We start from the raw sequence: 25,394 nt of genomic DNA, 5'->3' as shown, positions 1-25,394 counted from the left end.
GACCTAATCCTCCACAGCTGCCAATTCCTCTTCATCCACATCACTGAATAGTTGATTCAACATCCATTCAGCATCATATTCTTTAATATCATCATATCCTTGGCCTACACCTAAAAACATGATTGGTTTTTTAATTACATAACCAATTGAAAGTGATGCACCGCCTTTACTGTCTGCATCAGCTTTAGTTAAAATTACACCGTCAATATCAATAGCTTCATTGAATTTTTTAGCCTGTTCGGTTGCATCATTACCTGTTAATGCATCACCTACAAATATGACTAAATCAGGTTTTGAAACTCTCTTAATCTTTTTCATTTCATCCATAAGATTGGTATTAGTCTGCATTCTACCTGCAGTATCAATTAAAACTAACTCTTTTCCTTGAGCTTTTGCATGTTCCACAGCGTCATATGCAACAGCCGCAGGATCTGAACCTTTTTGGTGTTTAATGATTTTAACTCCAACATTATCAGCGTGATAGGTAACCTGTTCAATAGCTCCTGCCCTGAAAGTATCTGAAGCGGCAATTACAGGAGTGTAACCTTTTTTAAGATAGTAATTAGCTAATTTACCGATGGTTGTTGTTTTACCGGTACCGTTGATTCCAACAAACATTACAACAAGAGGTTCGCCGGCGGCCTTTTTCTCTTCAATCATTTCAGTCATTGATTTTCCTGGAATATCAATGATTTCAGCTACTGCATCTCTCAATGCATAGAATGTGTATTCTGTGATATCATTGCTTCTTTTGATTTTTTTACCGACGAGGTTTTCTTTTACATTCTCAACAACTTCGGTTGCAACTTCCATTGCAACATCTCCTTGAAGGAGTTCCATTTCAAGTTCGAATAATATATCTTCAACATGTTTTTCTGAAATGGTTTTTTCTGTTACGAATGAGAAAATTCCTCCACTGGCTTCGCCGTCAGCAGATTCTTTTTTAGATCTAGACCAGAAATGAGATTTTTCCTCTTTTTCCTCTTCATCTTCATCTTCATCTTCATCTTCATCAGATTTATCCTTGCTGCGACTCCAGAAATGAGATTTCTTCTCTTCAACAACCTCTTCTTCTTCATCATCATCTAAATCTTCATCATCTTCCTCTTCTTCCTCATCAGATTTATCCTTGCTGCGACTCCAGAAGCGAGATTTCTTCTCTTCAACAACCTCTTCTTCTTCATCATCATCTAAATCTTCATCATCTTCCTCTTCTTCCTCATCAGATTTATCCTTGCTGCGACTCCAGAAGCGAGATTTCTTCTCTTCGACTTTTTCTTCAGCTTCTTCTGTTTCAGTGCCTATGCTTTCTTCAATTTCTTCATCGACCTCTTCGTCATCAGCTTCAGGAAGTAGATTAGATTCATCTTCTTCAACATCTTCTTTTTTCCTCCCGAATGAGAAAAATGAAAATCTTTTACCAGATTCCTCTTGAAGATTGTTTTCTTTTTCTGCTTCTTCAATAAGCTCCTCTTCCAACTTTTCACTTGTACGTGAAAATTTCTTTTTCAATGATTCGAACAAAATTAATCCAACCTTTTAGTTAGTTTAAAAATTTAATTATGTATATCTATATTTTTCATATTATTTAAAAAAGAGCTAAAAAATGCAATTTAATACAATTTTTTGTTACAGTCCAAACATGAAAATAACTATTTAAAAATAAAAAAAATAAAAAAAGATAAGAATTGTAAAGTATTTCTACATTTGGGTTATATTGCCTTGTGCTGCTGCCGCGATTTGTTCAGCTTGAGCTTGAAGACTTCCAACAATATCACTGCATTGTTGTAAGTTAGCTAACATTTTATCTAAGCTATCTTTCAAGTCCTCTTTTTGTCCAGCGATTATTTCACGAGCACCGTCAGCATCTTTCTTAACGGCAAGGCCTGCACCAATACTTACAATAATCTCATCAGTACTTTTAAGTTCTCCTTTAATAAAAGAACCAGCACCTACAGGTACAAAAGCTTCAACAGATTCTTGACCTTCGATATCATCTAAAGTGTTGGATAATGCATCAACTTCAGCAATGGAAGCTTGGATTAATTCAATTTGTTGTTGGATTAATTCTGCTTGTTGTCTGTATGCATTGATTTCATTAAGAAGACTGTTTAATCTTTGTTGATCTTCCATATTAACACCCTCGACGTGTTTATAAAATTTCTTTTACGATTGGGTCAAGAACATCTTCAGGAGCGATTTCTTCGATTTCTTCGATAGAAATTTGGTTCCTGTTAATACCATGTTTACTTCCGAAACGTTCGTAGATTTTCTCTTCGATTTCAGCTTCACAAGTAGCTTTGTATTCTTTAGTAAATTTATGATATTCATCGCCCATTACAAAAGTACCTTTAACTCTGTAAATTTTTGTTATCATATAAAATCCCTCATGATATATTAATTAAAAATCATCATCTAAAAAGCCTAATGCTTCTTCAACTCTAGCCATTTCAGGACCAGTACTATCTTTAGCAACGATTGCACCATTTGAATTAGCAATGGAACAAGCACCAACTAAAGGAATTCCTTTTCCAACAGTACCGATATCCCCTTCTACACCAAATACTTCTTGAGCAAGTCTAACTTCAGATTGAACAGCTTTTGAACTTATTAAAAATCCTTTATTTGTAACTTGGATTAAAGAACCAATAATGTCGCTTCCAATCATGGAAGTTGCTTTGACATTTACGTCTAAAGTCTCTTCAATAATGTTGATTGCATCTTCAGATAAAAATGGGCTGACAATAGCTCCATTGTCGTTGGCTGCAATGATATTTCCTAATGCAGTGTAACGACCTGGAACAGTAGCTACATTTAAACCTAAATCTTCAAACTGTTTAATTTCTCTATCTAAAACATGTGGGGAAACAACTAAACCATTTGAATTAGCTACAGCTAAAGATCCAATAAGGCTGCTTCCAGAAATAGAAGATTTAACAGCGTCAACTTCTAATGTTTCCTTAATAATTTCCACCTTTTCATCAATAAGGTTATAAGGAACAATAGCTAAATCATCTGTTGCTAGAATAAATACTCCTAAATTTGGATTTCCTACAATATCTACTCTTTTTAACATATTGTTACCTCACATTACTCAATTTTTGGTATGGTATCAAAGCTATTCTGCTAAAGTAGCTGTAACAACACCATCTTCATCTTTAACTGCTTTTACGGTAATTTTGGAAGGTATTTTTTGGATACCTCTTTCCCAGATAGCATGATTGATAGATTCATCAATTTTAACTTCTTCAGCTTTCATGTGTTTGGTTAAGAAGTTTCTTATTTCTCTGATAGCTCTAGGAGCTCTAATGGTCCTTTTGATATCTTTTACATTTCTAAGTGGAATTGTGTAAACTCTTTCCATAATAACCCCTCATTATAATTTAAGACTGTTTCTTCTCCAATGTCTAGGTTTTGGTCTGTATCTAAGTTTACGATTAGTTTTAGCATAAGCCCAGATTGGAATTCTCCTATTTTGTTTGTTTGCTTTTGCCATTCTTAATTTTTTAGCTAATGGTTTATTTCTACTCATTTTCTCACCTGTAATACATATAATAATTATTTTTTATATCCAATAACACGAGTTTGATAATGTTCCGGGAATATATCCAATGAGTTTCCTCCCTTTTCATCAATCAAAGTCCTTATTTCAACCTCAAAATCAGAACTGTTGTCCTTATTTGATTTTTCATGTGAGATTTCAAATAGATTTGAAGTTATTAGTTTGACGGACTTGTGTCCGAAACTGTCAAGGTTGATGTATTGAACATCTTTCCTATCTTCAAGACTTCTTATTTGATTGACTGTTAATTTTGGAGTTCTGTCATCTCTTCTTGTCCCATCTGCAATAATATCATAATCATCTGCTATTTTTTCAACAGTCTGCGCATGAATGAATTTGATTCCATCGTTTGGAAATCCGTCATCCATAATCATCTCGCATGTCTTGTCTAGAATGTCATAATCCATTTTTAAGACATTATGTTTAAAGCCTAATGCTTCAGCAGATTTGCCGGCTGGAATATAGGAATCATAAACACCAAAGTTTGCGGTACATAATTCAACGTCAAGGCCTAATCTTTTAAGCATTACTGCCACAAAAGATGAATCTTTGCCTCCACTATATAATACGCCAGCTTTCATTGACATTATTTCCTTGTAATTTTAATTTCTCTTTTCTGACCAGCTATTTGTCTTAACAATACTTTGAGCTGTTCATCAGTTACTTTACCTCTTAAACTACCTGCTTGAGCAGATTGAATCAATTGAAGTTCAATTTGATTAACAAGTTCAGGTTTTGTTAGTTTAAGATTAGCTAATCTATTACGAGCTTCAGGAGTCATAATTTGAACTAAGATTTGTTTTTTCTGAGCTTCAAATTGTGCCTGAGCCTCTTGCTGTTGTGCTTGTGCCATAGCTTGTTGTTGAGCTTGGTTTTGCATAGCAGCTTGCTGAGCCTGTAATTCAGCCATTCTTTTTTGACGAATTTCATCTAACTCGCTCATATCAAACTCTCCCTAATAATCCTGTTAAAAATATTATTTAATGTTTTCTCCTTAATGATTTTACTAGTGAGTCTACAGCAGCACTTAAATCTTCTTTGTGTAATGAAGCGAATGATTCATCTACGGATTTTGAATGTTTACTTTCAATTTCATCCTTAAATTCGTTGAATGCTTTTGATAAATGTTCACGTTCAGCATCGATTTTTGAAATGACTCCGATTAATTCTTCTTTATCTGAATCTTCAATTTTGGAATTTTCATTTATAGCTGAAGTTAATTTATCAAGCAAATGAGGACGGGAATCATCACTAGATCCACTTTGATTATCGAATTTTTCAAGATCAGGAATGTCTTTAATGATTTCACCAGACATTTTATCTAAGAATGATCTTCCTGCTGGAGTAACAACTCTTCCACCTTCAACTTTTTCCACATATCCTGCATCTTCGAGTTGGTGTAAAGCAGTTCTGACAATAGATCCGCTACCTTTTCTAAATACTTCAGGACGTACACCACGGTCTTTTTTACCACCGTAAAAAGTTCTTAAACTCATAACTCCTACAGGACCATCGATGTAAACTCTTCTGATAATAGAAGCAGTCCTTATAAACCACCAATCAGCATTTTCTGGTTTTCTTTCTTTGTGAACACCAGTTTTAACAAAATTGGACCATGCAGGGGAATTGATCTTATCATTGTTTTTAAATTCTTCTGCGACTTTTTTAATTAATAAATCTGCAGGTACATCAAATACAGTAGTCATATTAATTCTCCAATATTTTATTAAATAATTGTAGCTTAATCCACTGTAAATTTAAGACCTAAAAAAATAGGGCCTGTAACTCTAAATTTATAATGTTTAAGGCTTTTTCTTATAAATAACAGCAACATGTCCTCTAACATCGATAAGTTTTGATTTTGTTTGAGTGACAATGTCATCTATATATTTATCTTTATCTCTAGCGATATTTTTTGCAAATTTAAGTTTAACAATTTCATTAGCTTCAAGTTGGCGTTTGATTTCTTCAATAACATTTTCATTAACGCCGTTTTTACCAATGTTAATTGTCATAGCGGAAAGAGCTCTATTCATCATTTCTTTTTTTGATTGACTCATATTTAGCTCTCCTTTTATTTTTCTTTTCCTTATGATAAGGAATCTTCATTACATGGCCACATTCACCACATAAAATGTTAACTTCCGAGTTAACTAGCCGGACGGTGCAATTATGACCAGGGTAAAGGAACTTCCCACATTTCTTACAATACCTTCTTGACCATTCTTCGGGGACTTTGGTATTGTATTTAGTAGATAATTTCAAAGCAAGCTCTGCATAGCGATGAGATCGTTCGGGATGGGTGATGAATTCCATCTCAGCACGTTCAAAAAGAATATTCATTCTTTCAATCGCAATATTAATCATCCACTTTGGTCGTTTTCCTCTACTCAAAAATATCCTCCTTTATGTAGGATATAATATTCATGATTGGATTAAAATGATTTGCGCAATTTAAAACAAAAACCATAGTTAAAAATTTTAACCTTAGGTTAATATGAATATTAAGAATAATTATGTTTATCACTATTTATAAAGGTTATGGATTTATAGGATTTTTAAATTAAAAATAAATTCATACGAAAAAAAATAAATTAACCTTAAACCCCTCCAATTCTTTGTATGCCTCTGATTTTGTCAAAATCCGAATCAAAAGATGCAATTCTTGTAATTCCATGTTTCTGCATTGATTCTAAAATGGTACAATCTGAAAAATTGATACCACCATCATAATATTTGAACAAATTAATTGCTATTTGATAATCATCAAAAGTTAAAAAATGAAAAATGTTACAACTCAATAAATATTTTACTAACTCTCCAACATCACCATGAAAATTATACTTATTCAAACTATTTAATACCTCAATTAAAACAGTTATATTAGTTATTTTAGCTTCATTTTTCAAATTTGATTTAATATCATTAGAAATATTACAGTAACGGTCGTTTTTAATAATTAATCCAATAATATAAGAAGTATCTAAGAAAATCATGATTCAACTCCCTGTGGTGTTTAATGAATATTATTCCCAACCGACATCTCCCAAACGGCTAAGTTTTTCTAAAATATCATCACCATCCGGATTGTCATGTTCAAGCATGCTATAAAGTTTTTGACAATCAATTGTGCTGGGAATTCTCTCAACAGTTCTCAAATAATCAAAAAGTATTGCATGTATCAGTTTTTCAGGATTACAATGGATTTTTCTACATCTATCATTCATCTTTAACATTATCTCATCAGGTATATTTACTGACTGCATATTATCGACCCCATTTTCATAATTTAAGCCATTTATGATATATTTTTTAATCAAATCTTCTTTTTGAGATTTATTTTTCGATGCTTGCATTTTTAAACCATTTAATAGATTATCATCAATATCAAAACTTATTTTAACGATAATATCACAACCTTATCAAAGTTTTATTGTTCAAAAGCTATTAAATATTTAAATACACAAACACTTTTGAACTAAACTAGCTAGAAAAGTCAAATAAATATATGAAACAAATTATATTTAAATATTTTTAAACTACAAAAAAGCACAAGTACGTATTGATAAAAATAATAAAAATTATAGTGATTTATAAAAATTGGGGCGATTTAAGAAAATTGTTTTAAGTGTAAAAAATTGATGTAAAAAAACTAGGCATTTGAAATCAGCCATTCCATGAAATCGACTTCACCGACGGGAAACTCAACTTTTCCGTTGATTATATCTGAAATAACATTGACGATCTCTTCAATGGACAATTCGCTGACATCAATTTCAGAAATCTTATCGCCGTACTCCTCAAAAGCTTCTGCAGTACAAACGCCCATTGCTTCAGCTTCAAGGTTTTCACGGATTTTTGACTCGGAATAATTGCGTGCTTCGAGTCTTTCACGTAGAATATCAGGATGCACCCTTAAGACAATTACTTTATCTGCTCCAGAGCACAAATGCGCTAAATGCCCTTCAAAAATAGTTAATTCATTGCTTTTTGAAATAATGTCTGAAACCTTTTCGTTTAATGCATCAATATCAATGACTTTATATCCTTTGACATCGTCAATACCTAAAACAAAATCATTATCAATTGCCAAATCATTGATTTTAATTAATTTACAGTTTAATTTTGAAGATAAAACTTCACTGACAGTTGTCTTTCCTGTACAAGGAGTTCCTGTTATAAAAATAGCTTGGCTCATAAAAATCAAAAAAAAGAATTATTTTTTCAAAATAATTCTTAAAACATCTTCATCTTCAAGTACATGGTCGGGACCGACTTTTTGACCTGGGAATTTAACTGATGTTCCCCAAACTTTCGCATGCCTGAAGTTTTTAACAAATTCCCTATGGAGTTTGCCGCATGCATCTATTACGGTAGAACCTTTCTTGATAACCAACGGATCTTCCATGTCCGCCTTTCTTCCTTGAGGTTTTAAATAAACCCTTACCAGATCCAGATTATCAAAGATTATATCTTTAAGCTCTTCAATATTTGTTTTTTTATCAGCGGAAATTGGAATGAATTCCGGAATGTATTTCTTAAGCTCTTCAATGTATGCCTCATCGACAAGATCCACCTTATTTAATAAAACCAACAATGGAACATATGTTTTATTTCTATCGAGTACGTCAATAAATTGGTCCATAGTTACATCGTCACGGAAAAGCACATCTGCATTATGCATACCGTACTCATTAATGATTGACCTTATTGTCTTTTCATCCAAATGAGTAAGCGGACAGGTTGAAGAAACTTTAACTCCACCAAGTTTTTTTCTGTTAACTGTAACATCAGGAGGTCTTTCGTTAGGCCTAATACCAATATTTCTTAATTCAGTTAAAATAACATCCAAATGTTGTGGATTTAAGGTATCCAAAACAACTAAAATCAAATCAGCAGTTCGGGCTACAGATAGGATTTCTTTACCTCTTCCTTTACCGCTGCTTGCTCCGGTAATAATTCCTGGAATATCGAATACCTGAATTTTTGCATTTTTGTGTTCCATTACTCCTGGAACAATGTCTAATGTAGTAAATTGATAAGCTCCAACTTTACTTTCAGCATTGGTAATTTCATTTAAGAGAGTAGATTTACCAACAGAAGGAAATCCTACAAGCACTACAGTAGCATCACCGCTTTTTTTAACGTGGAAACCTTGTCCTTTAGACCCGCCACTGCTTCTTTGTAAAGATTCCTCTTTTAATTTAGATAATTTTGCTTTGAGTTTACCAATGTGGTGTGAGGTAGCTTTATTATATGGTGTCTTTTGAATCTCTTCCTCAATGTCTTTTATTTTCTCTTCTATCCCCATTAAATCACCATATTACAAAAATAAAAAAAAGAAAGATTAGGAAAAAACCTAATCTAACTACCTTTGCCAGCTGCAGTTTTATCAAAGTTTACTTTAAACAGTAGTACACCACTATCTGAATGGACATTTTCAAATATTTCTTGACCCGCACCGCCTAAAAGATATAGTCTAGTGAACATTGAATTAGTCAAGTTATTGCTCATCAATATCGGTGTGTACATATTATCTTGGCCAATCAAGAACATAGTGTAATTTGCATCTTTTACATCACCAACAGATTCGTTTTTCATTAAACGCCCATCTTCAACAACCATGAGATTAGATATGTTTAATGGGTTATATGGGGTATCGTTTATCATAATCTGTTTTCCGGTTTCTGTATAAACCGCTTCGGTGTGTGCAGTAGTAGTATTATTACCAGTGCCTCTTTCAACGATTGCATTAATGGTTGTTCCTTGTTCTTTATACAATGCTAACTTACCGGACTGTCCTGGTTTAACTTCTAGCTGTTCTGTTGGAATATGATAATTGTAGTTTGTGGAATCTTGTTTTTCAAAGTCCCATTCACCGAAGTAGGTCCACCAACCTGCTTTTTGAAGCATATCTGAAGATGCTACAAATATTACCGGACGTGGATTTGAAGGGTGAGTGTATTGAATTACATCTTTAGCTTGGCTACTTGACAAGTGATATTTGTTTACCAATGTTTTTTGAGCATCGGAAGATGTTTTCGGTAAAATATCAATAAGGATATCTGTTGATTTACCAGTATCATTGGTAATGTTTACTAAAGCATCAACAGCCTTATCTCCTGATGTATCAAGCATTCTGAAAATACCTGCAGACAATTCCAGATTGTCGGTAGTCATCGCCTGACCTAACCAGAACGCACGGTCACCTGACTGAGAACCCCCATCGAATGTTACTTGTTTATCAGCAGCAATCTCAAAGAGGTAACCGAAGTCCCACCAGGATGTGATTACAGTATCGTCGCTCTGAGTTTCATTAATCCATTGCATTGAATTCCACATCGGGTCGCTTGTACCCGGAACAACATATTCTGAAGTTTGGTAAGCACCACATACGACAGGTGATGTCAATGCAAGTACAATCGCTATAACGGCAACATACTTTTTAATTGGAATATTTTTACTGGATGCTGAATTGGATTTGAGAACATAAGTTGTAACAGCACCTGCAGCTACAATTATTGCAAATATTGCTATTCCCCAAACTAGATTAATCTTAGACAATGGAACAGCAGTTAAAAATGCTGCCAAAGCGATGATTACTAATAGCCACCTGTCATCAGTTAATTTATTTTTAATATAATCTATAGCAAATCCTACAAAAATACCTGTTAAAAGAGCAAATGGCAATGCAAGAGTAGTAATAAATCTTGAACCTCTAGTTACCGCAAGTGCAGTACCAATTACCCATACAACAAATAATGATGCATATAATATAGTTAAACGTTTATCTGATAAGATTTCATCAATTGAACTGAATTTAACTCCAGACAAATCAAGGTTAAATTTGAATTTATCATCAAGCTTTTTGGATGAAGATTCCCTTTTGGATTTATGCGGTTTTTTACTGGAAGAGGAAGTGGAATCTCTTTTTTCAGGTCTGAATTTAAGAGCTTTTGAAACAAAAGTGTATAATACAGATAAACCTGCTAACAAGACAGCCATACCACCTATACCGTTAACTGCACCATTTGTGTTAGCTAAAAACATGGATTCCATACCTTTACCAAGCATTGATGGAATTTGCATCTCTGCAACAGAAACGAGAACGTTCGGGAACCCACTAACAACCCTAGAAGCGGATTGCAAGGAAAGTAATGATAATAAACTTCCGAAAATACCGGTTACACCACTTAATCCTTTGAAAATTGCAAGACCTGCAAATCCGATTACACCTAAAATAATAATGGATTTCAAGTCAATTTGGTGAACAAACCATTGCAATTTGCTAGAGTACTCATTCGGACTATCTTCTCCAACATTAAAGAAGTAACAAGCAATTAAATATACAATTGAGAATACGCCCATGAGACCTACGTAAAATATGTAACCAGTCCATGATTGTGAGAATAATCCCACTGAAACAATTGATAAAATTGCAAATAAAATCTTGAATACAATATTTTCTGAACGTATACTCTCTACAAAGAAGAATATGAAGAATAATGCCCAAATGTAGTAGAACATATCTGTATCGAAAAATCCTGGGAATGTGTGCGCAAAGTAGTTTGGAGCTAGTACTATAAGCAACGTTGCGACTATTGCCCCATAATCATTTGTCAATCTTCTTGAAAAGATATACGCCGGAATTACTGCGAAAGTAGATATGATTGCACCTGTCCAAAATGCCACCTCTTTAACAGAGTAATTTCCAAGGTACTTATTGGCCATATCATGAAGGAATGATGTGACTTGCACAATTCCAAGCTCATAATTAACTTCCATTCCATCTGGAGCGAGCCTATGCATATCCCATTCGCTACCATTTATCATTTTGTCTCCGACAAAACCATGATCAACATAATCTTCAGTCAACCTCAAGTTATAATATGAATCCATTTCACTGAAATAAGGAAGACCTGAAGAATCAGTATAATATCCTTTAGCATCGTCAGGAATTGCATTTAAATCTGCGGCCGGCATTTTAATAGCAAAAACAACGGCTAACAAGATTAAAATGATAATTACTGACTTAGTTATTGTCATCGCTGTTTCTTTATTCATATAAATCCTCATTAAATTTATTGAAGAATATTGTTTCAATAATAATTATCAAAACAATAAATTAATCGTTACATTAAATTTTTCTAAACAAAATAAAAATATTGAAATTGTAATTAATATAAAATATTTTTATTAGATTATAGATTTATTTTTCAACATTATTAAGTATTTTGCATATCCTAAACAAAACAAAATGATAAAAAATTTAAAAAATTATTTCAATAATATGAAAATGAGTTCGGTTTCTTAACAATCCTTAAAAAAAAATTGTAAGATAATATATAATTGAATAAAGATAAAATTGATTTTAAAAAGATTTGAAATGATTAATCCAACTTGCTTTCAAGTTCCTCAACAGAGCAAGTGAACCTGCATTTCGGAAATCCTTTACAACCAATAAATTCACCATAACGTCCAGAACGTTTAAGAAGCGGTTTGCCACACTCAGGACAAAGACCAACCTCTTCAGGATTATGGACTTTGGTTTTATCCTTGCCACAATTAGGATCAAGACACGCACGCTGACGAGGTTTTCCAAAAGAAATAATTGGAAGGCCACATTTTTCACAAGTCTTTTTCAAGAAATGAGTGCCTTTAGGAATGGAATAGACTGTTGTACAATCAGGATAATTGGAACATCCTACAAAATAGCTTTTGGTTTTAGGGGAATATCTTTTAACAAGATTTCCGCCACATGCCTGACAGGTTCCAACAATGTTGCTTTCCTGATAAGATTCATATAATTTAGTGCCGATTTCCTTATAATTCTTATCAATATCGCCTAAAATGACAGTAACTTCCTTTTTACCATCCTTTATAATTTCCTGGCGAGTTGAAGTATTGTTATCGATACCTTCGAGCTTGTTTTCAAAGGCTCGTGTGAGTTCTTCGGAAGTCAAATCCTTACAGTAGGTGCTCAAAGTATCAATCATGTTTTCTCCTAACTGATTCACTTCGATTTGCTGAGTACCTGTTATGTATTTACGGTCATAGAGTTTATCAATGATATCTGCACGGGTAGCTTTAGTTCCGAGTTCTCTTTTTTCAAGCTCTTTAATTAAAGAAGCCTGATTATATCTTGCAGGAGGTTTTGTCTCTTTTTCATCAGCAATCAAATCTAAAACTTTAATCAAATCCCCCTCCTTGATATCCGGGAACTCTTCATCATCGATTTTTCTATATGGGTAATGTTCCATCCAGCCTTTATGAGTTACTCTTCTACGTCTGAAACGGAATTTTTCACCTTCAATGTCCAAAGTGGTGCTCATTGTTTCAAATTTGGCTGCTTCGAAAAACACTGAAATGAATCTGTAAACGATGAGCTGATAAATCTTTTTATCATCTCTAGACAAACCTTGAGGCAATATTCCTGTAGGGTGAATCGCAGGGTGAGCAGCATCATCCTTTTTACCATTATTAGGTTTCAGTTTGGATGGAAGCTGTGAAATATGCTTCCTGAATTCGCCGTCATGACTCAATTGAGCAAAAATAGATTTGAAATCAAGGCTTTCAGGCAATTTTTGAGATGAAGTACGTGGATAAGAAGTATAACCTGATGTATAAAGGTTTTGCGCAATGGTTTGTGTTTTTTTAGGAGAAAATCCAAAAACATTATACGCTTCAGACTGAAGACCACCTAAATTAAATGGAACTGGCGGCTTAGTGGATGAATTTGATAAGGTAATCTTATCAACCAATGCATCTTTTCCCTGACATTTTGCCATAATCTCATCGGCCCTTGACTTATCAAAAATCTTGCCGTCAACATGGTCGACTTCAATTTTGCCTTCGATAATTGCTTTGATTAGCCAGTAAGGTTCGGGAACGAAATTTTTAATTTCCTTTTCTCGATCAACCAAAATGGATAATGTAGGTGTTTGAACACGGCCTGCTGATAGTTTTAAAAATCTGTATTTGGCTCTGCTGACAGATTTCATTAAAGCCTTGGAGATATTTACACCGAAGTAATAGTCCAAGACATGCCTTGCGATTCCTGTATCTACCTGGTTCATGTCCAGGTCTATTCTGTTCTCGTATGCTTCAACCAAATCCTTTTTGGTTAAGGTTGAAAATTTCATACGGGAAATTTTGCTTAAATTATCCTGGCCGCAAGCATATTTTAAGGCATTGTATCCTATTAAGGTTCCTTCAGTATCATAATCGCATGCATGAATGTATGAATCGGCATTCTTACCGATTTTCTTGATAGCCCTAACATAATCTTTTGTAAAACCGCTGCCTTTTTTATTGACTTCATAGGCTGGAGCCCAATGAAGATCGAAATAAACTTTGTCTTTTGGATTATCGGGAGTCAACGAATACAAATGTCCAACAGCAGAAACGACTGTAATGTCTTTTGAATCCCTTTTAAGTTCCCAATATTTCACTTTTTTATTATATATTTTCTTTTTTGCACTTGGAGAAAGTGCTTTAGCTATCTTTTCAGCAGATGTCGGTTTTTCGCATACTATTACTTCATGCATTTTATACTTCCCTCACGATATTAAAAAATGATATGAATAAAATTTTAAAGAATATCTAATATAAAAATATTTCTATGAAAAAAAGCATTTTAAAAAATTAGAAAAATAGTCTGAAATCTTAAAGATCTTCATTATAAAAACGATAAAAGTCAGCGCAGAAATCACAGATTGGAAATTTATCATAGCGATAGTATCCTAGCTCTGCTTTGTTCATATCGAATTTTTTACCGCAAATAAAGCAGGTTTCAATTTTTTCCTCTGACATGCTAAAACCTAAAAAATAAAAAAAGTTAGGTTAAAAAAATTAACCTATATTATATTTTTGCAAGAGTAAAATCTCTTCAGTAGAAACTTTTCCACCTTGTTTGAATTTTTCAAAGATCTCTTCAGCTCTTTCTTTTTCTTCACGGTTTTTATTACCGCCAGAAGGTTTGTTATCGTTTTTCCTCTTTTTAGGTTTGTTGGAACCTAATTTTTTGTTGATAACATGGATATCGCTTAAGATAGCTTTGAACTCTTCATGTTTAGCAGATGCGTTTTTACGTGCTTCGATGAATTTTTTGTGAGCTTCATCAGCTGCGGTTCTGATGTCATCTGTTTTTCTGAAGTAGGTAAGCATTTCTTCGTGAGCTGCTTGAGCTTGTTCGGAAAGAGTAATAACTTTTTCGTGTTCTTCTTCAGATAATTTTTTGAGTTCTTGAGCCTCATTTTTAACGGATTCATCTTCATGAATTTCCATTAATTGTTTTCTGAGATCGTTTGCATTTTTAACAAGCTGATTTTCTTTTTTGATGTCTAAAACGCGAGTTTCAATGATTTTATCAATCTTTTTGATTTCATTTTCTATCTTGATTTTGTCGCGTTTACCTGAAGACCATTCTAAACTTTTAATTTTATTATTTGCATCATTACGAGCTTTTTTAGCTTCTTCAACTTGTTTGTTGATTTCATTACGCTCGTTTCTGTATTCAATAGCTTTGTTTAAGTTTTCTTTTAAAGATGCGTTTAATTCATCTCTAATTTTACGTTGTTCTTTAGCTATTTTGTTATATTCTTCTCTTTCATCAGCAACTTTGGAGATTTCAGCTTCTTTTTCATCTTTTTGTTTTCTTACACCTTCCATAGTGTCAGCGAGAACAAAATTGGATTCAGGAAGACCTTTATCAGCTTTTTTAGGTTTTGCTTCTTTAGCTTTAGCTTCTTCTTCAACTTCTTCAGCCTCTTCAGCCGCTTCTTCAGTTTCAGCTTCAGTTTCTTCAACTTCTTCTTCAACTTCTTCAGCCTCTTCGGCTACTTCTTCAGTTTCAGCTTCAGTTTCTTCAACTTCTTCTTCAGCTTCTTCAGCCTCTTCGGCTACTTCTTCAGTTTCAGCTTCAGCTTCAGCTTCTTGAGCTACTTCTTCTTCTACAGTTTCAGTTTCAGTTTCAGCATCATCAGTGGTTAATTGATTAAGGATTTCACATAAGACTTTGCACAAGTCTTTTTCTTCTACTACTACATCAGCAATTTCTTTTACAGAATCTTTTGCATTGAAAGCAATTCCGCAACCTGCTGATTCAATCATGGAAATGTCGTTAGCGCCATCTCCAACAGCAACTACTTCATCTAAAGTAATTCCTGCTTTTTCAACATGGTCTTTTAATACATCTAATTTAGTACCAGATACTAAAGGACCAGTCACTTCACCAGTTAATTTACCATCTTCGACTGTGAAACTATTAGTATAAACTGTGTCAACTCCAAGTTTATCTTTAATTTTATCAGCCACTACATCAAAACTACCACTAATGATAGCTACATCTACATCTTTATCTTTTAGACAATTGATGGTTTTGCAAGCTCCAGGCATTAATGGAAGATCTTCAGCAACTTTTTCGATGTCTTCAATAGAAGTACCTTCGAGAAGTTGTACTCTGTCTTTAATAGAAGTTTCAAAGTCTATTTCCCCTTGCATAGCTTTTTCAGTAATTGCAGCTATGTCATCTTCAACATTTGCTAATTTTCCTATCTCATCTATTGCTTCACCATCAATAATAACGTTATCTAAGTCAAATACTACAAGTTTAATCAATAATACCACCAATTATATTAAATCTAGCTCACTTAATCTATCGTAAGCTCTTTCGACGCCTAATTTAGCGTCGCTTTTGGTTTTAGCACCGGTACATACGACCTTACCAGAACCAAATAATAATAAAACCACTTTAGGGTCAGATAATCTGTATACTAAACCTGGGAATTGTTCAGGTTCATATTCAGTATCTTCAAGTTCTAAAGCTACTGCTTCTAAGTTTAATGTGGACTCTAAGTTTGCAGATGCCACAATGTTTTGAATTTTAATATCGAATTCATGAGGAATTTCAGTATCAATAGTCCTCATCAAATCTACAGTTTTTTTGATTGCTAATTTAGAATCATCTATAGATTTTGCTCCAGTACAAACAAGCTTACCAGAGCTAAAGATTAATGCTGCGGTTTTAGGATCTTTAAGTTTAAATACTAATCCCGGAAACTGTTCACGATTAAAATTAACCCCTTCTAAAGCTTGGGACACTTCAGTAAGAACAATGTCTTTACCAATGCTTGCAGAAGCAACAATGTTTTCAATTTTTATATCAACATCGGTCAATTTAAAACCTCCAATTAATTATTAAAAGTAGAATAGTAAAATTTAAGAAAACAAAAAATTAGTTAAATTTTTACTAATAAAATATTTAATTTAAATAGTATATAAATGTATGTTTATTTAAAGAAAATTTAAAAAATTTTGAAAAAAGACAAATAAAATAACTTTAATTTTGATAATTTCTTTAAATACTAAGCATATTAACCTATTAAAAAAAATCATGAAAATAATCTGAAAAAATAAAAAGCATTTATAAGTAAAATGAAAATACTTGATTTTAAAAAAAGAAAAATCAAATAAACATTTTTCAAAAATCACTTAAAAAAAACAACACAAAAATCTTAATGAAAAATATTGAAATATTACAACCAACCTTTAAATAAAAAACATGAAAATTTAAAGTAAAAATAAAATTCAGCAAATTACTATAACCTTTAAAGAGAATAATAAAATTCTACATATTATTTATATAATGGATTCTAAACTTAATAGCAGTTAGGAGAAAATTCAATGGAAAAAATAAGTATAGTCATACCATGCTACAATATGGAAAAATTAGTTGCCAAATGCATCTCATCCATAAAAAATCAAAGCTACACAAATTTCGAAGCGATATTTGTAGATGATGGCAGTCAGGATTCCACAGAAAAAGTTATTAAAGAAAATATAAAAGATGATGAACGAATGAAATATGTTTATAAGGAAAATGGGGGTCTTTCATCTGCTAGAAACTTTGGTTTGGAAATCTCAACTGGGAAATACATTTGTTTTATAGACAGTGACGATTATATTGACAAGGACTATCTTATGGAACTGTATAACAATTTAATCGAAAATGACTCTGATATTTCAATTTGTTATTTTTATAGAGTTTATGATAAAAAAACAGAATTAAACAAAGTGAAAGAAGGATTTTATAATCTTGTCAGGTTTCCTGCTGCATGGAATAAATTATACAAAACTTCATTGTTTAAAGAAAACGACATTTCATTCCCTCTTGGAAAATGGTATGAAGACTTGGGAACATTCCCCAAGTTATTAATGAAATCTAAAAAAATTTCAATTGTCAAAAAACCTTTATATTACTACATTCAACACTCATCATCAATTATGCACACTTATGACGATAGGATCTATCAGATTTACGACATAACAGAAACCAATGAGGATTTTGCCAAAAAAAATGACATATTCAATAAATATTATGACGAACTTGAATACATTAATGTCTATCACATCCTGGTCGGGACAGTTTACAGAAGCAGTTTCAGAGATGATTTTAATGCAGATACCATAAAAGAAATGGTAAATTACGTTAATGAGAAATATCCGAATTGGCATGAAAACAAGGGAATAAAGCAACTCCCCCTATTTTACAGAATATACCTAAAAGCGCTTCACCATAATCAGTATGGATTGATTATATTCCTATTAAAAACATTAAATAGCAAAATAAATGTAAGTTAATTAACAGTTGATAACATGATAGAAGTTGAAGTGAAAGCTAAAATCAATAGTTTTGAAGAGATGGAAGAGAAACTGGCTGAAATCGGGGCGACAAAAACTAAAAAAGAGTTTCAGGAAGATATCTACTTCAATAGCCCTGTAGTTGATTTTGCAAAAACCGATGAAGCATTAAGAATCAGGACAACAAAAGAAAACGATGAAGAAAATATTTTCATAACCTACAAGGGGCCGAAAATCAACAAAGAGGCAAAAACCAGAAAGGAAATCGAAATGGGTATTGAAAATGCTCAGGAATGCTCAGACATTTTTGAAGCCATCGGCTTTAAAAAAGTTAGGGCCGTTAGAAAAAACAGACAATATTATTCTTATGAAGACTTTGAGATATCATTAGATGATGTTGAAGGACTTGACCCATATATGGAGATTGAAATAGGTTTAAACGATGGTGAAGATTATACTGAAGCTCAAAATTCTATTTTTGAACTTTTTGAAAAATTAGGCATCACAGATGGCTTTGAGAGAACTTCCTATCTGGAACTTTTAGAAACTTTTAATATAAACTAAATATCAATAATATTTATATACTAAATTTATTTTTTAAAGAAGTGATTATATTGCAATATTTTATAAGTCATTATAACAAAGAATCTGAATTGACATTCCCAGATGACATAACAATTTATGACACAACATTAAGGGACGGTGAACAGACCCCTGGCGTTTGTTTTAGCTTTGATGATAAAATGGAGATTGCAAGAAAACTGGATCAATTCAAAATACACCAGATTGAAGCAGGATTTCCAATTGTTTCCGAAAAAGAAAAGGAAACAGTTAAGGCAATTGCCAATGAAGGGCTTGATGCTACAATTCTTGGATTAACCAGAACAAAACCGGGAGATATTGACGCTGCACTTGATTGTGATGTTGACGGTATAATTACATTTGTTGGAACATCCGACATCCATTTAGACCACAAAATGCACATTACAAGGCAGGATGCAATCAACTTATGTGAAACTGCAGTGGATTATGCTAAAGACCACGGTTTGTTTGTTGCATTTTCAGCAGAAGACGCTACAAGAACCGACATCGAATTTTTAAAACGTATTTATGGAAAAGCTCAAGAATGCGGTGCCGACAGAGTCCACATTGCCGATACAACCGGAGCAATTACCCCTCAAGGAATTGACTATCTAGTAAGAGAGCTTGTCAAAGATATCAAAATTGACCTTGCCGTTCACCTTCACAATGATTTCGGATTGGCTGTTATCAACTCCATTACAGGTGTTTTAGCAGGTGCAAAAGCTGTTTCAACAACAGTCAATGGTATCGGCGAAAGGGCAGGTAATGCATCTTTAGAAGAACTTATTATGGCAATGAAAATCCTATATGGAAAAGACTACGGATTTAAAACAAAATACATCAAAGAATTATCCGACCTTGTATCAAATGCAAGCGGCCTTCCAATCCCATACAATAAACCTATTGTTGGAAATAATGTATTCAGACACGAATCCGGAATCCATGTTGATGCTGTTATTGAAGAGCCGTTATGCTACGAACCATATCTTCCAGAATTGGTTGGCCAAAAAAGGCAGCTTGTCTTAGGTAAGCATTCAGGATGCAGAGCCGTTAGAGCCAAATTGAATGAATGCGAACTTGATGTCAGTGATGAAGAGCTTATCGAAATCGTAAAACAAGTTAAAAAATCAAGGGAAGAAGGAAAATACATCAACGACCAAGTATTCAAGGATATTGTTAAAAAAATCAGTAAAAAGGAATAGATTAAGATGAATATTACTGAAAAGATATTATCTGCAAAAGCAGGTCACGAAGTAACACCCGGTGAAATAATCGAGATTCCGGTTGACCTTGCAATGTCACACGACGGAACATCCCCACCAGCCATTAAAACCTTTGAAAAAGTATCTGATAAAGTATGGGATCCTGAAAAAATAGCCATTATTTTTGATCACAACATCCCTGCAAATACAATCGGTTCGGCTGAATTTCAAAAGGTCTGTCGTGACTTCATCAAAACTCAAAACATTACCAAAAACTTCATTCATGGCGAAGGTATCTGCCACCAGGTTGTTCCTGAAATGGGATTGGTTGAGCCTGGAATGGTTGTTGTCGGTGCTGATTCCCATACATGCACTTATGGTGCATTCGGAGCATTTTCAACAGGTATGGGTGCAACTGACCTTGCAATGGTTTGGGCAACCGGCAAAACATGGTTTATGGTTCCTGAAGCTATAAGAATGGAAGTTGAAGGTGAATTGAATTCATATATAGCGCCAAAAGACATTATTCTAAACATCATCGGCGAAATTGGAATAGCCGGAGCAACCTATAAGACTGCGGAATTCTGCGGTGAAACCATAGAGAACATGGGCGTTGAAGGAAGAGCAACCATGTGCAATATGGCTATTGAAATGGGTGCTAAAAATGGAATAATGGAACCTAATCGCGAAGTTATCGATTATATTTGCCAAAGAACTGGCAAAAACGAATCTGAATTAAATATTGTAAAATCAGATGATGATGCAACTTACGCTCAGGAAATGCACTTTGACATTAATGATATGGAACCCCAAATCGCATGCCCAAATGATGTGGATAACGTTAAGGCAATATCCAAAATAGAAGGCACATCAATCGACCAATGCCTGATTGGTTCATGTACCAACGGCAGGCTTTCCGATTTAAAGGAAGCTGCAGAAATATTGGAAGGGGAAAAAATCAATGATTCCATTAGACTAATCATCCTGCCGGCTTCAAGAGAAATCTACAAGCAAGCAATGCATCTCGGTTATATTGACACGTTCATTGATGCCGGCGCCATTATCTGTAATCCTGGATGCGGTCCATGTCTTGGAGGACATATGGGAGTTTTATCCGAAGGAGAATCCTGTATTTCCACTACCAACAGAAACTTTAAAGGAAGAATGGGAGACCCTGCTTCTTCAGTATACTTGGCAAATTCAAAAGTGGTAGCTGCCTCAGCAATTACAGGAGTTATTACAAATCCTAAAGACTTATAAGTGATTCAAATGGTAAACGATAAAAACGAAGCAAACAAAAGACTCATTGAAAAAATGAATGACCTCGAAAAAGATTATGGTCAGACATTTTCAAATACCCAAAAAATTCTTTTAACAACTGACGGGTCCATTACCGCAATTCTGGATGTTTTGTATGGTAAAATTACTTTAGATACCCTGGACCAACATCTTGAAAATGCAGATGCTGAACATGCAAAACTGGTGAATGTTGAAGAGGGTGAGGAAATCAACTTCAGAGAAGTTATAATGCATAAGGAAGACCAACCTTTGATATATGCCATCTCACATGTTCCATTAGGCAGATGCTCCAAGGAAGTTTGTGCCGATTTGCTCAGAGCGGACATACCAATCGGCAGAATCTTAAAAAACTACCATATTGAATCCAGAAGAGAAGTGAAAAACATTTTCATTGAAAAGCCAAACGACACATTAAAAGAATTGTTTAACACAGATGAAGACTTCCTGGCTCGTGATTATGTTATCATCAACAACGGCGAAATTTTAATGTGGATTAAAGAGATGTTCCCGGTAAGCTATTTTGCAGAAATCTAGGTGTTGAAAATGGGTGTGAAATTAAAGGATATAATTGAACCTAAATCTATCAGCTTTAAAGATTTGGAAGGAAGAACTGTATCTATAGATGCATTTAACACTCTATACCAGTTCCTATCCACAATCAGACAAAGGGACGGCAGGCCCTTAACCGACGAAAACGGCAACATTACTTCTCACTTAAGCGGAATATTATACAGAAACTCTTCAATGATTGAAAAGGACATTAAGCCAATTTATATTTTTGACGGAAAAGCACCCGAACTCAAAAGCGAAACCCAGGCTAAAAGAAGAGAAGTCAGGGATGAAGCGGAAAAAATCTATAAGGATGCACTTGCCTCTGGAGATACTGAAAAAGCAAGAAAATTCGCAATGCGATCCAGCAAACTATCACCTGAGATAATTGAATCTTCTAAAAAACTATTAACATTGATGGGAATTCCTTATGTTGATGCTAAAGGGGAAGGTGAAGCTCAAGCAGCATATCTGGTATCAAAAGGAGATGCATATGCTGTGGCATCACAAGATTACGATTGCCTATTATTTGGAGCCAAAAGGGTTGTCAGAAACCTGGCAGTGAATTCCAATCTTGGAAATCTTGAATACTATGAACTGGACAGGGTTTTAAGAGAATTAAAGATAACAAGAGAAGAACTGATTGACATGGGAATATTAATTGGAACCGATTTTTGTGAAGGTTTAAAAGGTGTAGGTGCAAAAACCGCACTTAAACTAGCGCATAAAGGCCAATTAAAAGAAAAAATCGCCGAGCTTCAAAAGGAATCAACCCATGATTTGGATGAAGTAAGAGAGATTTTCCTAAACCACAACGTAAATACAGACTATAAAATTAAATGGGAAAAACCAAAGCAAGACAAAATAATTGAATTTTTATGCTATGAGCACGGATTTTCCGAAGACCGTGTAATCAAAGCATCAGATAAACTTAAAAATTTAAGTTCAAGTCAGGGAAGCCTTGACGCATGGTTTTAAAAAAAGTTTTTAGAAGAGATAATCTTCTAAAATCAAATTATTTTTCTTAAGAAACAATTAATATGGTGGGAAATCCTTGCCAAAAACTTTTTCAGCATATCTCATCGCCAAATGAACTTGGTCGGCATGATGAATCATCATTTCCTTTTCGAAATTCTCTCTTGAAGGAGAAATTAAAATCAGATTAAGCAGATCTTCATAAGTCTCAATGGCCAATTCTTTATTGAAATTATATTTTTCAATAATTTCCGGAGTTAATTTTTCAATGCAGGGAAATTCAAGTGTTTTGCAAACTGTTTCTGTTGAAAAATAAGTCATTCTGATTAACGGGGATACGGATGACACCAGAATATGATTTCCCAATTTAATGAGTGGTGGAATGCCTGTTTTTTTATACCTCTCAATAGAGGTTAATCTCTCATAATTCTTAAGATTATAACAATGAAGCTCAGTGTAAAAATCCGGCTGAAGATATTCGATTAAATCTAAAATTTTCAAGCCGATTCCGGATTCGTAAAATTCCTTTTTAATTGTTGAAACATAGGGTGTTCTATCAAAGTTATAGAAATAGAACTGTCCAGGCGACAAATCCTCTTCTTTGATTTTTTTCATGAATCTTATTGAGGTTAAGCCTTCATTGCCATGAACCCCGCCAACGAACAGCTTTGTTGGTCCATCACCATTATCAATGTATCTAAAATAAGACATAAAAATAAAGAAAGGAAGGAATTAGGTTCCTTCTTGCCAATTTGCCATGTAAGCTTTTTGTTTATCTGTTAATGAATCGATTTCAATTCCCATAGCTTTCAATTTCATGGTCGCTACATTGTAGTCGATTTCATCAGGGGCTTTGGTTACGCCAACAGGCAAATCGTTTTCCAGGATGTGTTTTGCGGATAATGCCTGTACTGCAAAACTCATGTCCATGATTTCAGCTGGGTGTCCTTGTCCGCGTGCTGCAGATAAGTTTACCAAACGGCCATCTGCTAAAAGATAAAGTTTGCGTCCGTCTTTGGTTGTGAATTCTTCAATGCTTTCACGCACTTCTTTTACTTCTGTTGAAATTGCTTCTAAGTCTGGTCTGTTGATTTCAACATTGAAGTGTCCTGAGTTTGCAAGCATACATCCATCTTTCATGTATTTGAAGTCGTCTCCACAGATAATGTCAGCATTACCTGTTACTGTAATGATTAAATCTGATTGTTTTACTGCTTCACGGATAGTCATTACACGGTAACCGTCCATTCTTGCTTCCAATGCTCTGATTGGATCCACTTCAGTTACGATAACATCAGCTCCAAGACCTGCTGCCCTTAAAGCTAGTCCGCGGCCGCACCAACCGTATCCGCATACGGTTACTGTTTTTCCTGCAATAACCATGTTGGTAGTTCCCATGATTGCATCGAAACTTGATTGACCAGTTCCGTAACGGTTGTCAAATAAGTATTTGGTATAAGCGTCATTTACAGCGATTACCGGGAATTTTAATGCGCCGTCAGCGTGCATTGCCTGTAATCTGTGAACACCAGTTGTGGTTTCTTCACATGCCCCTTTAATATGTTTTAACAATTCGGTTCTCTCATTATGTAAAACCATAATCATGTCTGCTCCGTCATCAATGATTATGTCAGGTTTGTGATCCAAGACCATATTAATTGTCTGGTAGTATTCTTCATCGTCCTGTTCTCTCCAACCGTAGACGTTTAATCCTAAATCAGCCGCTCCTGCAACTGCATCGTCATGTGTTGAAAGAGGATTGCATCCGGTCATCGCGACTTCTGCTCCACCGGCCATCAATGTTAAACCTAAATTAATTGTTTTAGGTTCCAAATGTAAACATGACCCGATAGTTATCCCTTTAAAAGGTTGGGTTTCCAAATATTCTTGTTTAATATGTTCCAAAACAGGCATGTGTTTTTGAACCCATTCAATTTTTCTAACTCCTTCAGGAGCTAGTGACATGTCTTTAACTTTACTCATAAATATTCACCATAAAAATTATAATAATATATTCTATCGTTTTGTAAGCTTTTAAAGTTAATGATTTAATTAAATTAAAAAAAAGTTGTCAAGTCAATTAAAAAAAAATGTAATAAAGATAGGTATGGCGGAGCCACCTAACTTCTTTTAATGCTGTATACCCCAACGAGAGCAGATACTGCTAATAATGCTAATATTGGGTTAGCTGTAGCATTTTTTTGTAATGTTCCAACAGCTGCTGTTGCATTTAGAGTGCTGTTGTTTGTTGTGTTTGTTGCGTTAGGGTTGAATGGGTGTTGTTCATCGTGGTTTGCATCTGGTGGGATAATGAATTTTGCAGGAGCGATGTCAGTGTCGTTAGTTACGTTGGTGGTGTTGGTGGTGTTTGTTGCGTTTAGGTCAATTTTGAGGTTTTCGTCTGTCATTACTTGATCTACATGTTCAGCAGCACATGCGGCACCTGCTGAAATGAGAACTAAAAATATTGCCGTTATTGATAAAATTTTGCCGTTGGTTTTCATTTTTTATTCCTCCGATATTATTAAATATAAGATTTATTTGAGTTCGAATAATCTGGAAAAATTAATTCATTTTTCCAAATT

General features: G+C 34.0%; 28 protein-coding genes and 1 pseudogene. 6 read left to right on the top strand and 23 right to left on the bottom strand.

Annotated features, from left to right (window positions below):
- Positions 1–3 precede the first annotated feature (3 nt).
- The 20 genes and pseudogenes from ftsY to TL18_RS01080 form a co-directional block, all read right to left on the bottom strand.
- A complete protein-coding gene (gene ftsY / locus TL18_RS01170) occupies positions 4–1,524 on the bottom strand; it encodes a signal recognition particle-docking protein FtsY (protein WP_067040155.1) in 1,521 nt (506 codons plus the stop codon).
- A gap of 177 nt (positions 1,525–1,701) precedes the next feature.
- Positions 1,702–2,133, bottom strand: coding sequence for a prefoldin subunit alpha (gene pfdA / locus TL18_RS01165; RefSeq protein WP_067040152.1), 432 nt, complete (start codon positions 2,131–2,133; stop codon positions 1,702–1,704).
- 19 nt (positions 2,134–2,152) lie between these two features.
- Positions 2,153–2,377, bottom strand: a complete 225-nt coding sequence (gene rpl18a, locus TL18_RS01160) for a 50S ribosomal protein L18Ae (protein ID WP_067040150.1) — start codon at positions 2,375–2,377, stop codon at positions 2,153–2,155.
- A 24-nt stretch (positions 2,378–2,401) separates the two neighbouring features.
- Complete coding sequence (locus TL18_RS01155; protein WP_067040148.1) at positions 2,402–3,076, bottom strand: translation initiation factor IF-6; 675 nt, start codon at positions 3,074–3,076, stop codon at positions 2,402–2,404.
- Between the two features lie 42 nt (positions 3,077–3,118).
- Positions 3,119–3,364 (bottom strand): 50S ribosomal protein L31e, encoded by a 246-nt coding sequence (locus TL18_RS01150; RefSeq protein WP_067040145.1) that lies wholly within the window; start codon positions 3,362–3,364, stop codon positions 3,119–3,121.
- A 12-nt stretch (positions 3,365–3,376) separates the two neighbouring features.
- A complete protein-coding gene (locus tag TL18_RS01145; protein WP_004032463.1) occupies positions 3,377–3,532 on the bottom strand; it encodes a 50S ribosomal protein L39e in 156 nt (51 codons plus the stop codon).
- A 26-nt stretch (positions 3,533–3,558) separates the two neighbouring features.
- Positions 3,559–4,143, bottom strand: a complete 585-nt coding sequence (locus TL18_RS01140) for a hypothetical protein (protein WP_067045309.1) — start codon at positions 4,141–4,143, stop codon at positions 3,559–3,561.
- A 5-nt stretch (positions 4,144–4,148) separates the two neighbouring features.
- The gene (locus tag TL18_RS01135; RefSeq protein WP_067040142.1) at positions 4,149–4,505 is read right to left on the bottom strand and encodes a DNA-binding protein; all 357 of its coding nucleotides are present in this window, start codon (positions 4,503–4,505) and stop codon (positions 4,149–4,151) included.
- Between the two features lie 328 nt (positions 4,506–4,833).
- Positions 4,834–5,268, bottom strand: a pseudogene (locus TL18_RS01130) (30S ribosomal protein S19e); the annotation flags it as partial.
- Between the two features lie 96 nt (positions 5,269–5,364).
- On the bottom strand, positions 5,365–5,622 hold the full coding sequence (locus TL18_RS01125) for a YhbY family RNA-binding protein (protein ID WP_067040139.1): 258 nt from the start codon (positions 5,620–5,622) through the stop codon (positions 5,365–5,367).
- On the bottom strand, positions 5,591–5,956 hold the full coding sequence (locus TL18_RS01120) for a ribonuclease P protein component 4 (RefSeq protein WP_067040135.1): 366 nt from the start codon (positions 5,954–5,956) through the stop codon (positions 5,591–5,593). Before TL18_RS01120 ends, TL18_RS01125 begins: the two co-directional genes overlap by 32 nt.
- A 206-nt stretch (positions 5,957–6,162) precedes the next feature.
- The gene (locus tag TL18_RS01115; RefSeq protein ID WP_067040132.1) at positions 6,163–6,558 is read right to left on the bottom strand and encodes a type II toxin-antitoxin system VapC family toxin; all 396 of its coding nucleotides are present in this window, start codon (positions 6,556–6,558) and stop codon (positions 6,163–6,165) included.
- Between the two features lie 30 nt (positions 6,559–6,588).
- Complete coding sequence (locus TL18_RS01110; protein ID WP_156064480.1) at positions 6,589–6,828, bottom strand: hypothetical protein; 240 nt, start codon at positions 6,826–6,828, stop codon at positions 6,589–6,591.
- A 386-nt stretch (positions 6,829–7,214) separates the two neighbouring features.
- Positions 7,215–7,760, bottom strand: coding sequence for an adenylate kinase family protein (locus TL18_RS01105; RefSeq protein WP_067040126.1), 546 nt, complete (start codon positions 7,758–7,760; stop codon positions 7,215–7,217).
- Positions 7,761–7,778: 18 nt separating this feature from the next.
- Entirely contained in the window at positions 7,779–8,873 is a 1,095-nt protein-coding gene (locus TL18_RS01100; RefSeq protein WP_067040123.1) for a GTP-binding protein, read from the bottom strand.
- 53 nt (positions 8,874–8,926) lie between these two features.
- Positions 8,927–11,626 (bottom strand): STT3 domain-containing protein, encoded by a 2,700-nt coding sequence (locus TL18_RS01095; RefSeq protein ID WP_067040121.1) that lies wholly within the window; start codon positions 11,624–11,626, stop codon positions 8,927–8,929.
- A 326-nt stretch (positions 11,627–11,952) separates the two neighbouring features.
- The gene (gene topA, locus TL18_RS01090; protein WP_067040117.1) at positions 11,953–14,109 is read right to left on the bottom strand and encodes a DNA topoisomerase I; all 2,157 of its coding nucleotides are present in this window, start codon (positions 14,107–14,109) and stop codon (positions 11,953–11,955) included.
- A gap of 118 nt (positions 14,110–14,227) precedes the next feature.
- A complete protein-coding gene (locus TL18_RS11060) occupies positions 14,228–14,374 on the bottom strand; it encodes a hypothetical protein (RefSeq protein ID WP_197031828.1) in 147 nt (48 codons plus the stop codon).
- 39 nt (positions 14,375–14,413) lie between these two features.
- Positions 14,414–16,180, bottom strand: a complete 1,767-nt coding sequence (gene serB / locus TL18_RS01085; protein WP_067040114.1) for a phosphoserine phosphatase SerB — start codon at positions 16,178–16,180, stop codon at positions 14,414–14,416.
- 12 nt (positions 16,181–16,192) lie between these two features.
- On the bottom strand, positions 16,193–16,738 hold the full coding sequence (locus tag TL18_RS01080; protein ID WP_067040110.1) for a TATA-box-binding protein: 546 nt from the start codon (positions 16,736–16,738) through the stop codon (positions 16,193–16,195).
- A 507-nt stretch (positions 16,739–17,245) separates the two neighbouring features.
- Between TL18_RS01080 and TL18_RS01075 the strand changes: the two genes are divergently transcribed.
- The 6 genes from TL18_RS01075 to fen are packed head-to-tail and all read left to right on the top strand — an operon-like array spanning position 17,246 to position 22,812.
- Positions 17,246–18,202 (top strand): glycosyltransferase family 2 protein, encoded by a 957-nt coding sequence (locus tag TL18_RS01075; RefSeq protein ID WP_067040107.1) that lies wholly within the window; start codon positions 17,246–17,248, stop codon positions 18,200–18,202.
- Positions 18,203–18,217: 15 nt separating this feature from the next.
- Positions 18,218–18,766 (top strand): class IV adenylate cyclase, encoded by a 549-nt coding sequence (gene cyaB / locus TL18_RS01070; RefSeq protein WP_067040104.1) that lies wholly within the window; start codon positions 18,218–18,220, stop codon positions 18,764–18,766.
- 50 nt (positions 18,767–18,816) lie between these two features.
- Positions 18,817–19,986: a homocitrate synthase family protein gene (locus tag TL18_RS01065; protein WP_067040101.1), complete on the top strand. Its 1,170-nt coding sequence runs from the start codon at positions 18,817–18,819 to the stop codon at positions 19,984–19,986.
- Positions 19,987–19,992: 6 nt separating this feature from the next.
- A complete protein-coding gene (gene hacA / locus TL18_RS01060) occupies positions 19,993–21,246 on the top strand; it encodes a homoaconitase large subunit (protein ID WP_067040098.1) in 1,254 nt (417 codons plus the stop codon).
- A gap of 9 nt (positions 21,247–21,255) precedes the next feature.
- Complete coding sequence (locus TL18_RS01055) at positions 21,256–21,819, top strand: chorismate lyase (protein ID WP_067040095.1); 564 nt, start codon at positions 21,256–21,258, stop codon at positions 21,817–21,819.
- A 9-nt stretch (positions 21,820–21,828) separates the two neighbouring features.
- Positions 21,829–22,812, top strand: a complete 984-nt coding sequence (gene fen / locus TL18_RS01050; RefSeq protein WP_067040092.1) for a flap endonuclease-1 — start codon at positions 21,829–21,831, stop codon at positions 22,810–22,812.
- 57 nt (positions 22,813–22,869) lie between these two features.
- Here fen and TL18_RS01045 read toward each other — a convergent pair whose 3' ends face one another.
- From TL18_RS01045 to TL18_RS01035, 3 genes are all read right to left on the bottom strand, one after another.
- A complete protein-coding gene (locus TL18_RS01045) occupies positions 22,870–23,520 on the bottom strand; it encodes a DUF2119 domain-containing protein (RefSeq protein WP_067040089.1) in 651 nt (216 codons plus the stop codon).
- A gap of 21 nt (positions 23,521–23,541) precedes the next feature.
- The gene (locus tag TL18_RS01040) at positions 23,542–24,792 is read right to left on the bottom strand and encodes an adenosylhomocysteinase (RefSeq protein WP_067040087.1); all 1,251 of its coding nucleotides are present in this window, start codon (positions 24,790–24,792) and stop codon (positions 23,542–23,544) included.
- A 137-nt stretch (positions 24,793–24,929) separates the two neighbouring features.
- Complete coding sequence (locus TL18_RS01035) at positions 24,930–25,313, bottom strand: hypothetical protein (RefSeq protein WP_067040084.1); 384 nt, start codon at positions 25,311–25,313, stop codon at positions 24,930–24,932.
- Positions 25,314–25,394: the final 81 nt, after the last annotated feature.

It is taken from the genome of Methanobrevibacter sp. YE315, assembly GCF_001548675.1.
In the GTDB taxonomy this organism is placed as follows: Archaea; Methanobacteriota; Methanobacteria; order Methanobacteriales; family Methanobacteriaceae; genus Methanocatella.
Note: the sequence above shows the minus strand (reverse complement) of the source record. Positions and strands in the feature narration are given on the sequence as shown.